Annotated in this window: 12 protein-coding genes; 1 reads left to right on the top strand and 11 read right to left on the bottom strand. The window is 74.6% G+C overall.

The genetic code is table 11. From position 1 onward, the window contains the following. Positions 1–64 precede the first annotated feature (64 nt). From O7613_RS13430 to O7613_RS13420, 3 genes are all read right to left on the bottom strand, one after another. Positions 65–925, bottom strand: a complete 861-nt coding sequence (locus O7613_RS13430; protein ID WP_282294174.1) for a substrate-binding domain-containing protein — start codon at positions 923–925, stop codon at positions 65–67. 21 nt (positions 926–946) lie between these two features. Further along, positions 947–2,203, bottom strand: coding sequence for an ROK family transcriptional regulator (locus O7613_RS13425; RefSeq protein WP_281588197.1), 1,257 nt, complete (start codon positions 2,201–2,203; stop codon positions 947–949). 114 nt (positions 2,204–2,317) lie between these two features. Further along, positions 2,318–4,396: a cellulase family glycosylhydrolase gene (locus tag O7613_RS13420; protein ID WP_282294170.1), complete on the bottom strand. Its 2,079-nt coding sequence runs from the start codon at positions 4,394–4,396 to the stop codon at positions 2,318–2,320. A gap of 464 nt (positions 4,397–4,860) precedes the next feature. On the opposite strand from O7613_RS13420, the gene O7613_RS13415 reads away from it, so the two are divergent. Beyond that, on the top strand, positions 4,861–5,934 hold the full coding sequence (locus O7613_RS13415) for a LacI family DNA-binding transcriptional regulator (protein ID WP_281588199.1): 1,074 nt from the start codon (positions 4,861–4,863) through the stop codon (positions 5,932–5,934). Here O7613_RS13415 and O7613_RS13410 read toward each other — a convergent pair. The 8 genes from O7613_RS13410 to O7613_RS13375 all read right to left on the bottom strand — a co-directional run bounded on the left by O7613_RS13410 (position 5,910) and on the right by O7613_RS13375 (position 13,285). Next, positions 5,910–7,157, bottom strand: a complete 1,248-nt coding sequence (locus O7613_RS13410; protein ID WP_281588200.1) for a PP2C family protein-serine/threonine phosphatase — start codon at positions 7,155–7,157, stop codon at positions 5,910–5,912. The two genes, O7613_RS13415 and O7613_RS13410, sit on opposite strands and share 25 nt — an antisense overlap. An 80-nt stretch (positions 7,158–7,237) precedes the next feature. After that, entirely contained in the window at positions 7,238–8,602 is a 1,365-nt protein-coding gene (locus O7613_RS13405) for an MmgE/PrpD family protein (protein WP_282294167.1), read from the bottom strand. Further along, positions 8,599–9,534: an LLM class flavin-dependent oxidoreductase gene (locus O7613_RS13400; protein ID WP_281588203.1), complete on the bottom strand. Its 936-nt coding sequence runs from the start codon at positions 9,532–9,534 to the stop codon at positions 8,599–8,601. The genes O7613_RS13405 and O7613_RS13400 overlap by 4 nt, the downstream gene beginning before the upstream one ends. Next, positions 9,531–10,133, bottom strand: a complete 603-nt coding sequence (locus O7613_RS13395; RefSeq protein WP_282294165.1) for a hypothetical protein — start codon at positions 10,131–10,133, stop codon at positions 9,531–9,533. Before O7613_RS13395 ends, O7613_RS13400 begins: the two co-directional genes overlap by 4 nt. Beyond that, on the bottom strand, positions 10,130–10,483 hold the full coding sequence (locus O7613_RS13390; protein ID WP_281588206.1) for an EthD domain-containing protein: 354 nt from the start codon (positions 10,481–10,483) through the stop codon (positions 10,130–10,132). The genes O7613_RS13395 and O7613_RS13390 overlap by 4 nt, the downstream gene beginning before the upstream one ends. Then, positions 10,480–11,001, bottom strand: a complete 522-nt coding sequence (locus tag O7613_RS13385; protein WP_282294149.1) for a hypothetical protein — start codon at positions 10,999–11,001, stop codon at positions 10,480–10,482. Before O7613_RS13385 ends, O7613_RS13390 begins: the two co-directional genes overlap by 4 nt. Continuing rightward, positions 11,001–11,879, bottom strand: a complete 879-nt coding sequence (locus O7613_RS13380) for a DUF3891 family protein (RefSeq protein WP_281588210.1) — start codon at positions 11,877–11,879, stop codon at positions 11,001–11,003. Before O7613_RS13380 ends, O7613_RS13385 begins: the two co-directional genes overlap by 1 nt. Beyond that, the gene (locus tag O7613_RS13375; RefSeq protein ID WP_282294147.1) at positions 11,876–13,285 is read right to left on the bottom strand and encodes an MmgE/PrpD family protein; all 1,410 of its coding nucleotides are present in this window, start codon (positions 13,283–13,285) and stop codon (positions 11,876–11,878) included. The genes O7613_RS13380 and O7613_RS13375 overlap by 4 nt, the downstream gene beginning before the upstream one ends. Positions 13,286–13,310 lie beyond the last annotated feature (25 nt).

Genomic DNA, 13,310 nt, shown 5'->3' with positions numbered 1-13,310 from the left:
TGAGTGCTAGAGGGGAGCGTCGATGGGAGCGCGTCTCGGAGCTTTGTTTATTAACCTCACTAAGTCAAGTTGATCGATGTGGCGGCCGGGGCGCGGCGGTCGTCCCCCGGGCGACCACGGTCTCGGTGTCGCACCATCGTTCCGGCACCGCCGCGCCGCCGACGAGCCGCAGCACGGACTCGCCCACCAACCCGCCGAACGTGTGCACGTCCAGGCTCATCGTGGTGAGCGCGGGCGAAGCCAGGCGGCAGAGGCTGGAGTCGTCCCAGGCGATGAGGCTGACGTCACGAGGCACCTGTCGGCCCGACTCGGTGGCCGCGCGCAGGCCCGCGACCGCCATCAGGTCGTTGTCGTAGATGATCGCGGTGGGCGGCTCGGGATCGTCCATCAACCTGGTGGTCAACATCGCCCCGGCCTCCTCCGAGTAGTCGCCCTCCACGACGACGACGTCGACCTCGGCCACCGCCGCGGCCGAGCGCATGGCGGCGGTGCGGGTGCGGGTGTGCAGGAGGGCGCCGGGTCCGGTGACCCGGGCGATCCGGCGGTGCCCGAGGTCTACCAGGTGCGCCAGCGCCGCCCGCATCGATCCGACGTCGTCCCGGCGTACCGCCGGGGTGTCGGGGGTCGGCTCACCCGCCACCACGACGGGCAGGCGGAGGTCCCGCAGCACCGCCGGCCGGGTGTCGTCGACCGACGGGTTCACCAGCACCACCGCGTCGACCAGGCGCTGCCGTGCCCACCTGCGGTACGCCTCGATCTCGGCGGCGTGGTGCGTGACGACGTGCAGCAACACCGACCGTCCGTGCTCGGCGAGCCGTTCCTCGATGCCCGCGATGAACTCCATGAAGAACGGCTCGGTGCCGAGCAGGCGGGGCGGCCGGGCGAGCACCAGACCCACCGCGCTCGTCCGCCACACGTCGTCCATTGCGTACGCCTCCCGGGTTCGTCAGCTCGCCGACTCGGTGAGCCGGCCCCGCTCGGGCGGGCGTGGACCATAACCCAGCGGGACGAGTTCGGATTCGAGGACCAGGGCGGCGGCTCCGACGGCCGACGCCGTGGCGGCGGACCGGGAGAGGCGTACGTCGACGGTGTGCGTGCCCCGGGAGAAGGACGCGCGCAGCTCGTGCCGGACGATCGGCAGATACACCGATCCGGCGGCGGCCAGGCTCGGCCCGGTCAGCACGAGCACCTCCAGGTCGATCAGGTTCGCCAGGGTCCGGGCGGCCACGCCGACGTGCCGGGCCGACCGTTCCAGCAACGCCAGCGCGTGCGGCTCGCCCCGCCGCGCGGCGCGGCTGATCGCGGCGAAGTCGGCGACCACCGAGCCTCGCCGGCCCGCGACGGCGAGACCCGTCGCGCGGGCCGCCGCCGGGTCCGACCGGGCGGCGGCGACCACGGCGGCCGGCCCGGCCAGCGCCTCCACGCACCCCTGGGCGCCGCACCAGCACCGCGGGCCGTCGGCGGACACGCACACGTGCCCCAACTCGCCGACGTTGCCGCTCGGCCCCCGGTAGGTGACGCCGCCGATGACCAGTCCGGCGCCGATGCCGGTGCCCATGTAGAGCGCGGCGGCCGAGGTGGCGGCGCCGAACCCGCCCGTCCAGTGCTCGCCGAGCGCCGCCGCGGTCGAGTCGTTGTCGAGCATGACCGGCAGCGTCGTCACCTGCCCCAGCGCCGAGGCCAGCGGAAACCCGGTCCACTGTCGCATGGCCGGGGCCAGGCCCACGTCCGGCGGGCCGCCGATGCCCCGGGCGGCGTCGACCGGGCCCGGAAACACCAGGCCGACGCCGAGGATCCGGGCCCGGTCCACGCCGACACCGTCGATCAGCGCGGCGATCTCGGCGGCGATCCGCGCGACGACGACCGCGGGCTTCTCGGCGCCGGCGCCCGGCCGGGAGATCCGGGCCACCACCGTGCCGCCGAGGTTGGTCAGGGCGTACGTGATGACGCCGTGGTCCAGGTGCACGCCGACGGCGTACCGGGACGTGTGGTCGAGCTGGAGCAGGACCCGCCGCTTGCCCCCGGTCGACTTCGCGTGACCGGTCTCGACCACCAGGCCCTCGTCGATCAGCTTCCGGACCAGGTTGGAGATCGTCGGCGCGGTGAAGCCGGTGGCCTTGATCAGGCCGACCCGGCTGATCGTGCCGGCCGCCCGGATCGCGTCGAGAACGACTGACTTGCTGCTCGCTGCTGGTCCGCTCACTGCTTCTCTGCCACGGCTGGTGGGTCGGCCGAGGGAAGCATACAGGGATCCCGATGCCGTGGGGCCCGCCGACGGCGGTGCCGCGGCGGGACAGTTCCGCGGCACCGCCGGGCATCAGGTGGCGGCGCCGGTCACGGTCGTGCCGGACTTGGTGATGCGGTACGTGATCTTCGTGCCGCTCCAGAAGTGGAAGGTGAGGGTGACCGTGCCGTCGTTCACCTCGGCGAAGAACTCCGGCTTCAGGATGATGGTGCCGGCGGTGTAGTCGGGTTGGAAGTTGCCCCAGAACTCCTTGTACGGCGTCCAGTTGGCCGGGCCGGCGGGGCTGCCGTCGGCGTAGGTGGCCTCCATGGTGGCGAGCTGGTCGCCGCGGAACTGGGTGGGGATGGCGAAGGAACTGGTCGTGCCGGTGGCGGCCGACTGGGTGGGCGGCTCCGAGCTGATGACGTCGATCCGCCAGGGCACGCCCTGGGAGAAGCGGGCCTCGATGCTGGAGTTGACGCCGTACGCCCGGTTGCCGGCCAGGCGGGTCAGCGCCGCCGACGTGAGCGTGACGGTGCTGCCGGAGACGGTGTAGTCGGCGCCGTTGGCCAACTGCGTGCCGCCCTGCCAGAGACCGCGGAAGGTCAGGCCGTTGAGGTTGAGCGTGATCGACCTGGCGCTGATCGTGCCGGTGCGCGGCACGTACACCTGGTCGGTGGAGGCGGTGCCGGAGCGGGTGGTCCAGCTCGCCTTGAGCATGTCGTACACGCCCTGGTCGCGCCAGCGCAGCTCGGCGCGGTTGAGGAACTGGCCGGCGTCCCACAGCATCGTGGTGAGGTTTCGCGTGCGGGCGTGGTAGCCGACCGCTTCGAGGTATTTCAGGAACTCACCCCGTTCGATGATGCCGGGTCGGGTGTGGTCCCAGGCGAGCAACGCCCACTCGCCGATGATGACCGGGATGCCGTGGGCGACGAAGGTGTCGTGGACCCGGTCGAACGTGCCGACGAGGTCCTGCTCCACGTTCGTGTCGTAGCGGGTGCCGCCGGCGATGTTCACGCTGAACGGCCACCACCCGTAGAAGTGCACGGTGGCGGCGAGGTTGGGGTCGTCCAGTTGGTCGATGCCGGCGGCGAGCGCGTCCAGCCGGGCCTGCTCGCCGCTCGTGTGCAGGGTGGGCAGGACCAGCAGCCGGGTGGCGTTGTTGCCGCCGGTCGCGCGCACCAGGCGGACGAACTCGGCGTTGAGTTCCCGGATCGCGGTGTCACCCTGCTCGTCGGTGGTGTCGGTGAACTGCGGCTCGTTGATGCTCTCGAAGACCAGCTTCGGTGAGTAGCCGCGGAACGTGGTGGCGAGCTGGGTCCAGAGCGCCCGGTAGCGGTTCGTCACGCCCGTCCGGTCGGCGGGATAGGTGTTGAGCCACTGCCAGGAGTCGTGATGCAGGTTGATCATCACGTAGAGGTCCTCGGCGAGGGACCAGTCGACGATCTGGCGGACGCGGTTCAACCACGTCGCGTCGATGGTGTAGTCGGGCGCCGGGCCGTGATGGTTGCTCCACGTGATCGGGAGCCGGATGCTGCGGTAGCCCTGCGACCGTACGTGGCGCAGGAGCGCCTGGGTGGTCAGGGGGTTGCCCCAGGCGGTCTCGTCCGGGATGGCGTCGAGCGTGTTGCCGAGGTTCCAGCCGGGTTGCATCGCGGCCACCGTGGCCATCGGGTCGCCGGCCGGGGGAGGCGTGGTCGGTGGCGTCGACGGCGACGCGGTGGCGGTGGGCGACGGGGTGGTCGACGGCGTGGTCGACGGACTCGCGCTCGGCGACGGCGTGCCGCCGGTGCCGGTGCAGGCGACGCCGTTGAGGGTGAAGGCGGCCGGCGCGGTGTTGCTGCCCGACCACGACCCGTTGAAGCCGAAGGACACGGTGGCGTTCGTGCCGATGGCGGCGTTGTAGCTGACGTTGGTCGCGGTGACCTGGCTGCCCGACGAGGTGACCGTGGCGTTCCACGCCTGGGTCACCCGCTGCCCGGACGGGAACGTCCACCCCACGCGCCAGCCGTTGACCGGGTCGCCGAGGTTCGTCACGTCCACCGCGGCGGTGAACCCGCCCGGCCACTGCGACGACACCGCGTACGACACCCGGCAGCCGGCGGCCGCCTGGGCGCCGACGGGCACCATCATCGATGCCACAAGCACCGCTGCCACGCTGCCGGCGAGCATGCCGGCACGGAGGCGGATTCTTCGTATGCGTTGCAGACTCATCGCGTTCTCTCTTGCCGTTGTGGGCGGCGCGCCGCGGGTCGATCGCCGACCCGGGGCGCCGCGTGGGTTGCGGTGCGTCAGAGGTCTCCACGTCGGAAGCGAGCGGAGACGCGCGCGACGCGCGCAGGGTGGGTTCTCGCGGAGACTGCCCGTTGTCTCCGCCGAACGCTGCACGGCTCCCGCAAGCCATGGAAACTTTCCATACACGATGGAAAGTTTCGGGCCGAACGCTACGCCCCTCCATGACGAGCGTCAATGCATCGCACGGCTACTCCGTTCGCGTCGGAGATGCCTACGAACCGGAAGGCCGTCTCCTCGCCCGAGAAACTTTCCGGCACCGCGGACGGCGGTCGGACACGGGGACTGGACAGGGCGATATCCTTGCGGCGCGAACCGTCGGGACCGGCGTGGGGGGAGTCAGGTTGTCGCACGCCGAGTCGGACGAGGTGGTCGCCGAGCGGGCCGACGCGGGCGGCGCTCCCGGCCGGCCGGTGACGATCTCCTACATCGCGGAGACCGCCGGGGTGTCGGTGCCGACCGTCTCGAAGGTCATCAACGGGCGTTCCGGCGTGGCGTCCGAGACGCGGGCCCGCGTCGAGGCGCTGATCACCCGGTACGGCTACCGCAGGCCGACCGCGTCCACCCGCAGCAACCTGGTCGAACTCGTCTTCGACCAGCTGGAACACATGTGGGGCGTCGAGGTCATCCGCGGCGTGGAGCGGGTCGCCCGGGAGAACCGGGTGGGCGTCGTGCTCACCGAGTTCGGCCCGGAGCGCAGTGCGGTCCGCTACTGGATCGACGACACCCTGGCCCGCCGGCCGGACTGCGTCATCTCCGTCGCCCAGTTGTCGAGCGAGCAACGCGACCAGTTGCGCGCCCGGGGCATCCCCTTCGTCGTCTTCGATCCCACGGGCGAGCTGCCCGACGGCGTTCCCTTCGTCGGAGCGACGAACTGGGCGGGTGGCCGGTCGGCCACCCGGCACCTGATCCACCTGGGGCACCGCCGGATCGGGATGATCGTCGGCCGGGACCGGATCCTGTGCTGCCGCGCGCGCCTCGACGGCTACCGCTCCGCGATGGAGGCAGCCGAGCTGCCGGTCGGCGCCGACCTGGTGGAGCGGGCCGAGCTGACCGTCGAGGGCGGCCGGGTCGCCGCGCTGCGCCTGCTCGGCCGCACCGACCGCCCGACGGCGATCTTCGCCAGCAACGACCTCCAGGCGGTGGGCGTCTACCACGCCGCGCGTCAGCTCGGGTTGCGGATCCCGGCCGACCTGAGCGTGGTGGGCTTCGACGACCTGCCCATCGCCGCGCTCGTCGATCCGCCGTTGACCACGGTCCACCAGCCACTGGCCCAGATGGCGGTGGCCGCGACCGAGCTGGCGCTCGCGCTCGGGCGCGGCGAGCGGACGCCGAGCACCGGGATCGAGCTGGCGACCACGCTCACGGTGCGGAGCAGCACGGCCGCCCGCGGTCACGACTCCGTCAGCAACGGGTGATGTGCCGCTGAGCTGACCGGCTCCAGGTCCGAGCGGTCGGGCGCCGGGCTGCGCCACTCGGCGAGCAGCACGGTCGCGTCGTCCTGCAGGCAGTCGTCCTGGTGGTCGAGGATGGCGTGCACGAGCCGGCGAGCGGTCTCGGGCAGCGGGAGGCGGTCGGCGAACGCCTTGGTGGTGAACTCCACCAGCCGCTCCATGCCGAATGCCTCGCCGTCGGGGGTGCGGGCCTCGATGATGCCGTCGGTGTAGAGCAGCACGTGGTCGCCGGGTTCGAGCGCCTCCTCGACGACCACCGGCGGACGGCGGTCGCCGAGGGTGACCGGAAGGGCAGTCGGGGTGGGGAGGATCCGGGCGACCCGGCCGTCGCGCAGCACGATGCCGCTCGGGTGACCCGCGGAGATGACCCGGAGGACGCCGCTGCGCTGGTCGAGTTCGGCGAGCACCGCGGTGATCATCCCGTACCGGTCGTGGGCGCGGACCGTGCGGTCGATGAGGTGGTAGGTGTCGGTCAGGTCCAGGCCGGTCCGGCGGGCGTTGCGGTAGGCGGCCAGGGCGATGGAGACGAGCACCACCGCACGCATCCCGCCACTGGAGCCGTGACCGGCGGCGTCGAAGAGCGCCAGGTGCGCGGTGTCGCCGTTGACCGCGTAGTCGAACGCGTCACCGCCCACGTCGTAGCACGGTTCGAGGATGCCGCTGATGATCAGGTGCCCGGTGGAGAAGGTCAGCGGCGGCAGTTGCGCCCGGAGCATCTCCGCCGCCAACTGCATGGGTTGCCGGCGTCGGATCAGCTCGATCCGGTCGCTGTACAGGCTGCGCGTGGTGATCAGCTCGGCGAGCAGCGTCGCGACCGCGCCACAGTCGTCGAGACCGTCGTCGCTCAACGGGGCGTCGGCGACGACCTCGAGCACGCCCATGCGTTCGCTGCCGTCGACCACCGGCACCCAGACCCGTACGCCGTCGTCGTCGCTGCCGCCGACGTACGTCGACGCGGTGCTGAAGGCGCGCCCGGCGAGGGTGCCGTCGACGTCGACCGGCTCGCGGGCCGGTGCGCTGCCGCCCAGCAGCGGCAACAGCAGCCGCTGCTGGTGGTCGACCAGATAGATCACCAGCACGCGCGCGTCCAGCAGGGGCGCGGCCCGCATCGCCATCTCCGGGAGGTCGTCCGGGCGGGCGTGGTGCGACTGCTGCAGCAACTGCCGCAGCGACTCCAGGCTGCTCACGCGCGTCCTCTCCGGCGTCACCCCAGGGACAGGGGTGGCTCAGCCATTAGACAGGACGGTACCGACAGCAGGGCAGGCGGTCAGGGGCAGAACGTGCCGACGACCTCGGCGGCCACCCGGGTCAGGGCGTCGCCGCCGGCCGTGTCGTCGAGGAGCCCGGTCACCACCGCGTCGGCGGTCGCCGGGGTGAGCACGTCCTCGGCGTTGCGGCGGAACTTGGTGACCACCTCGTCGACGGTCAGCGGGTCGCTCGGGTTGCCCCGCGCGTTGCGTACCGTGGCCGACGCCGTGACGCCGTCCCGCCACCCGACCGTGACCGTCGCCGGTCGTTCGTGCGGCAGGGCGGCGGTGAACGTCGGCTCCTCGCGCAGCCGGACCGACGCGGCCAGCGCGCCGACCTCGGGACGGGCCAGCCGGTCGGGCAGGAAGCCGGCCGCCGCCAGCTCGCCGTCGAGAGCGAGGGTGGCCAGGCTGACCGGCACCGAGAACCGCGCGTGCAGGTCCGAGGAGACCTCGGCGGCGGACAGCGAGGCGGCGAACGCGAACGTGTCGACCTCGATCCAGGCCAGGCCGCCGTGGTCGCGTACCGGGTCCGGCACGCCCGCGACGGCGGCGCGGAACGCGTCCAGCGCCGGGTGCACCCAGCGTGCGCAGGCGTACGGCTTGAGGTAGCTGTCGACGAGCCGCCACCGGCTGCCCAGTCCCGAGGTCAGCTCCGCGGCGGACAGGTCGGTGCAGACCAGGCCGTCGAGGAGGCCCGTGAGCAGGGCGGTCGACGCGGTGGCGCCGTCGGCCGCGCGACGGGCGGCGGCGGCGCCGTGCCAGGCGCCCAGCCCGGTCCACAGGTTGCGGACCGTGCCGCCGCGCATCGGCACGGCCAGGGTCGCGGCCATCGGCGCCGAGCCGGCCAGCGCGACGGCGGTGGCGGTGGCAGCCGGGGGAAGGTCGTCGAGCAGCGCGGTGGCGACCGCCGCGGCGACCGGGCCGTGGATGCCGTGCGGGTGCAGGCCGGGCCGCAGGGTGGTGCCGACGCCGAACCGCATGCCGATCTCGTTGGCGACCAGGAAGATCTCGAAGAGCCGCCGGTCGTCGGCCCCGTTCGCGGCGGCGTGCAGCAGCACGGGCAGCGAGTGCGGCGCGGGGTGCGCCGTCGGCACCGGCGGCAGCCGGTGACCCTGCGGGTGGAAGGACCCGCCGGAGTCGGCGTCCAGCCAGGTCGCGGCCGTGCCGAGGGTGAGCAGCCGGCCGAACGGGAGGTCGGCGCCGACCGCCGGGCGCAGCGCGTCGCCGAGCGCCCGCACGGCCGGGTAGCGCAGGCCACCCAGCAGCGCACCGAGCGTGTCGAGCAGCAGCGCGCGGGTGAAGCGGACGACCTCGGCGGGCGCGTCGTCGATCCGGGTCCGGTGGGCGAACGCGGCGATCCGCGCGGTGTCGACTCCGGTCATCGTCCGTCCCCCGTCATCCCGTCGCGGACCGCCCGGCCCAGGTCGTCGAGCCGCTCCCACACCCCGTCGAGGGCGCCGGCCAGCACCACGCCGTCGACGCCGGCCGCGGCGAACGCGGCGAACCGGTCCGCGACCGCCCGCCGGTCCCCGGTCACCACGAACCGGTCGCGGACGAACCGGTCCGCGTCGGCCGGCCCGGCGCTGCCGGCCCGGGCGCCGGCGGTGCCGTGCCGCCGGTAGTCGTGCGCCTCGGCCACGGCGGCGACCCCGCCGCGCATCGCCTCCGGCACGTCGAACCAGTCCGGCGCCTGCGCCAGCCGGGCCGCGCACGAGCCGAGCACCGGCGCGGCGGCGGCCTCGGCGCCGGCCTCGTCGCCGGTCACCACCGCGCGGACGAACATCCAGACCGGCACGTCCGCCCGCGCCGAACGGGCCAGCGCCACCGCCCTGCCGACGATCGCCGGATCCGCGCCCGCGTCGACGAGGACGCCGCCGAGCCGGGCGGCGGTGGCCGCGATGGTGCGCGGCCCGGACGCGGCGCCGAGGAGCAGCGCCGACGCCGGCGTCAGCTCGCGCAACGTGTCGAGCGCCGACTCGTACGCCCGCAGCGGCGGCGGTGTCAGCCCCTCGTTGCGGACCGAGCTCTCGCCCCGGCCGACCACGGTGAGCAGCCGGCCCGGATGGTGCGCGTCGAGGGTGCGCACCGCGCCGGCCACCGTGGCCGGGTGCCGCAGCCCGAGGCTGAGCACGCACGGCCCGGCGAGGCGGGCCGGGGTGGCGGCGAGCACCCGCCCGGTCTCCACCAGGCAGTCGGGGAACAGCCGTGGACTGTCGGCCAGGGCGACCCCGTCGAGCCCCGCCGCGAGCGCGGCGCCGGCCAGGTCGACCGGGTCGGCCTCGCCCATCGGCCGGGCCACGTTCAGCACGATCATCGCAGCGCCTCGACGAGTCCGGCGACGTCAGGGCCGGCCGGCACGCCGTCGGGAAGCCCGTCGGAGACCACGGACAGGGTGTGGGCCAGCCCGCCGGGCATGCCGGTGATGCCCGCGTCCCAGGCGCGCAGGGCGAGCCAGGCGGCGGCCGGGTCGTGCCCGGGCACGACCCCGGGCGGACCGATCACCATCAGGCTCGCCGCGAGGTCCAGCAGCGCCGGCAGCTCGTGCGCCGGCACCCCGGCCAGCCGCGCCGCGCAGACGGTGGCGGTCAGCACACCGGTGCTCACCGGCGCGGTGGACGCCGACCACGCGGTCGCGGCGGCCAGCCCGGCGTCGACGGCGGCCGACAGCTCCGCCACCGTCCGCCGCCGGGCCGCGCCGACCGCGAGACCGGCGAGCGTCGGCCCGACGGCCGGCCCGAGCGCCGCGCACCGCTCGCCGTTCCACCGCAACGCGACGTACGTCTCCGCCCGCGTCCCGGCGCCGAACAGCGGGAACTCCCCGTCCGGGGTGCCGACCCGTGTCGCCCACGCGGCCAGGGAGCCCTCCGGCGGCGGTAGCGCGGCCAACCCGGCCAGCACGGCGTCGACAGTCATCCCCGGGTCACCTCGGTGCTGTCGGTGACCAGGTAGAACATGAACTTCGTGCGACCGGCCGGGCCGCGTTCCGCCGGCAGCGGATGCTCCTCGAACCAGCGCAGGTAGTTCGCGTACGCCTCCTCGTCGGCGTAGTGCATCTCGGCGATCCGATAGAACGACAGGCCCTCCGGCACCTGCGCCGTGCCGCCGGAGGCCTGCCGCACCGGGCGCAGCACCTTGTTGAAGACGATCCGGTCGAGGTGCGGGTTGGCCAGCAGGTCCGGCGCGTGCACCTCGAAGAGCCAGCGCTCGTACTCCTGCGGGCTGACGCCCTCCTCGATCTCGTAGCCGAGGATGGTCTTGATCATGCGCTTCCTCTCCTCACCGTCCACAGATGGGACTCGGCGCCCACGCCGAACCCCTCCAACCGCACCCGCGCCGGCTCGATCCGGACCCCGGCCAGCTCGGCGGCCACCTCGTCGTCGGTCCGCACGGGCGCTCGGGTGCAGCCGGCCGCCCGCTGCCGGGCCACCTCCCGCCGGTAGACCGCGAGCGTCCAGTCCGGGGGCATCACCGCCGCCGTCCCCCGCACGGCCACCGCGCGGGGTGGGAGCCGGCCGATGTCGAAGACGTGCGGCCGTTCGTTCGTCGCCCCCGGCGCCGGCGCGCCGACCCAGCAGACGAGCGTGTGCGGGTCCCGCCGCCACTGGTCGAGCCGCCGGTGGCCGGCGCGCTGCACCAGGCTGACCGACCAGTCCGGCTCCAGGAACGCGGTCATCGTGCGGCTCACCGGAAAACCGTCCTGGTCGATCGTGGTCACCTGCGCGAAGCCGGCCTCGCCGAGCACGAAGGCGTACGCGGCGGCGCGGGCGGTGGCGACGTCCATCAGCGGCTCCACGGCGCGAGGCGCCAGGTCGTCACGGTGGCCGGCGTGCGGCCGACCCGGGCGGCGAGTTCGGCGTGCGTGTACGCCCGGTCCGGCACGACCACGCCGCACACGTCGACGGTCACGCCGGGGCGGCGGAACGGGTACGGGTCCAGCCGGAGCACGCCCGGCTCCCGGACGCCCACGGTGATCCGCTCGACCGGGCCGAACGGGTTCGTGCGCACCGGCGGCAGCAGCACGTCCTCGGCCGGATGGTCGAGGGCGGCCAGTTGCGGACCCCAGGGCCGGGCCGGACCCGGCTCGGCGGTCGGCTGCGGCGGCATCACGCACAGGTAGAGCGAGAGCAGGTCCCACAGCTGCAACAGCTCGTAGTTGTGCCAGAGCCGGGTCTCGAACGCGGCCCGCGGCTCGGTCGCCGTCCAGGCCAGCCGCTTCGCCGCGATCCACCGCCGTTCCTCGGCGTCGACCGCCGCGTCCTGCGCGGCCCGGCCGTCGGCGCCGAGGTCCAGCCGGCCCCGGGCGCCCGGCGTCGACCACCGGCCCCGGTAGAGGCCGGTCCAGTGCATCCCGACCAGCACGCCGGCGTACACGTCGCCGAGCGCCACCCGCTCGACGCCCTGGCGGTAGAGCCGCACGTGCTCGGTCGCGTCGATCTCCAGGAAGTGCAGCGGCCGGCGCTCCAGCTCGTGCAGGAGCACCCGGGCGTCCCACGCCCGCCAGCCCTCGTCGTGCCGGGTGGCCGCGGTGCGCACCGGCGGGCCCGGCGTCGGCGGCTCGAACCGGTCGTTGCCCCACGCGGTCGCCAGCTCGCCGGCGACCCGGCCGTGTTCGACCTGCTCGACCAGGTGCAGCGCGCCGTCGCGCCGGGTGACGATCATGCCACCACCGCCGCCCGCAGCGCGGCGCCGAGCGAACGGGCGTCCCCGCCGGCGGCCAGCCCGTCGACCGCGGCGAGCACGGCGTCGGCGTGCCCGGGGAACCGGTGGTCGAGCAGCCGCCGGGCCTTCGTCCGCGAGGTGTCCCGGTCGAAGGCCCGCGTGCCGTCGCCGCGCGGCAGGTCGGCGGCGCCGGTCAGCTCGCTGCCGTCGGCGCGGACGACCCGGACCCGGGCCGGGCGACCGGCCGGATAGCCGGCGTCCAGCGCCGGGTCGTGCCGCACCTCGACCCGTGCCGCCAGGTCGCGCACCGGCGCCGAGCAGACCGTCGCCGTGGTCAGCGTGGTCTCGTCGAGCGCGCCGGTGAGCAACGCGACCGCGACCGAGGTGGGCACGCTGAACCGGGCGGCCAGCTCGCTGCCGGCGACCGTGTCGAACCGGGCCGCGTGCGCGAACGTGCGCACCTCGACGCGGTCCACGTCCGTGAGCGGGCCGGTCGCGGCCACGATGTCCGCCACCGCGTCGTTGACGCCGTGCAGGTGGGCGCAGGTGGGGTGCGCCTTGGTGTAGCCGGCCAGCACCTCGTGGCCGTGCTCCGGCCCGCCGGCCGACCAGTCGCGGGCGGCGACCGCCGCGAAGTGCCGCTCCAGCGCGCCGGGCAGCGGTTCCAGGCCGGCCACGGCCGCCGCGCCGAGGCTGGCGCCCAGCTGCACCGACGCGCCCAGGAACGCGTGCCCGCCGGTGCGGCCGGCGAAGACGGTCGCCGCGTCGCTGAGCAGCACGGCGGAACCGGCCAGTTCGATCGCGCGGCGCGCGGCGTCCACGTCGCCGGGGGCCAGCAGCCGGGCCACCCCGGCCGCCGCGCCGACCTGACCCCAGGTGCCGATGTCGTGTACGCCGTCCGGCGTGCCGCCCATCGCCCGGCCGACCCGGACCCCGACCTGGTAGCCGGCCAGCACCGACGACAGCAGCTCCGCGCCGGTCAGGTCCCGGTCCTCGGCGAGCGCCAGCACGGCCGGCACCACGTGCGACGCCGGATGCCCGCGGGCCGGCCGGTGCCCGTCCTGCAACTGGTCCGCCGCGATCGCGCTGCCGTTGAGGAACTGGGCGTCGCCGACGGGCCGCCGGTGCGGCGAACCCACCACCGTCGACGCGCCCGAGCCCGTGCAACCGGCTGCCAGCGCCCGCAGCTCGGCCCGCCCGCTGCCGAGCGCGGCGACCGCGACCGTGTCCGCGACCAGGTCGAGGACCCGGTCCCGCACGGCCGCCGGCGCGGACGCCCAGTCGGTGGCCGCGGCGGTCGCGGCGAGCCGCTCGATCATCCCCGCACCCGGGCCGTCAGGCCGGCCGACGTCCGGGGCGGGGGCCACGACCGGCACCACCGCGGCGACGTCCTCCCGGTCGGGCATCCGCGCGGCGGCCAGCTCCGCCGAA

Source organism: Micromonospora sp. WMMD975 (genome assembly GCF_029581215.1).
GTDB lineage: Bacteria > Actinomycetota > Actinomycetes > Mycobacteriales > Micromonosporaceae > Micromonospora.
This window is presented reverse-complemented; position numbering and strand designations above follow the sequence as displayed.

Coding starts and splice junctions, on each gene's coding strand:
- O7613_RS13430 (WP_282294174.1), bottom strand. CDS start 925: ATGGACGACGTGTGGCGGACGAGCGCGGTGGGTCTGGTGCTCGCCCGG.
- O7613_RS13420 (WP_282294170.1), bottom strand. CDS start 4,396: ATGCTCGCCGGCAGCGTGGCAGCGGTGCTTGTGGCATCGATGATGGTG.
- O7613_RS13405 (WP_282294167.1), bottom strand. CDS start 8,602: ATGACCGGAGTCGACACCGCGCGGATCGCCGCGTTCGCCCACCGGACC.
- O7613_RS13400 (WP_281588203.1), bottom strand. CDS start 9,534: ATGATCGTGCTGAACGTGGCCCGGCCGATGGGCGAGGCCGACCCGGTC.
- O7613_RS13395 (WP_282294165.1), bottom strand. CDS start 10,133: ATGACTGTCGACGCCGTGCTGGCCGGGTTGGCCGCGCTACCGCCGCCG.
- O7613_RS13390 (WP_281588206.1), bottom strand. CDS start 10,483: ATGATCAAGACCATCCTCGGCTACGAGATCGAGGAGGGCGTCAGCCCG.
- O7613_RS13385 (WP_282294149.1), bottom strand. CDS start 11,001: ATGGACGTCGCCACCGCCCGCGCCGCCGCGTACGCCTTCGTGCTCGGC.
- O7613_RS13380 (WP_281588210.1), bottom strand. CDS start 11,879: ATGATCGTCACCCGGCGCGACGGCGCGCTGCACCTGGTCGAGCAGGTC.
- O7613_RS13375 (WP_282294147.1), bottom strand. CDS start 13,285: ATGCCCGACCGGGAGGACGTCGCCGCGGTGGTGCCGGTCGTGGCCCCC.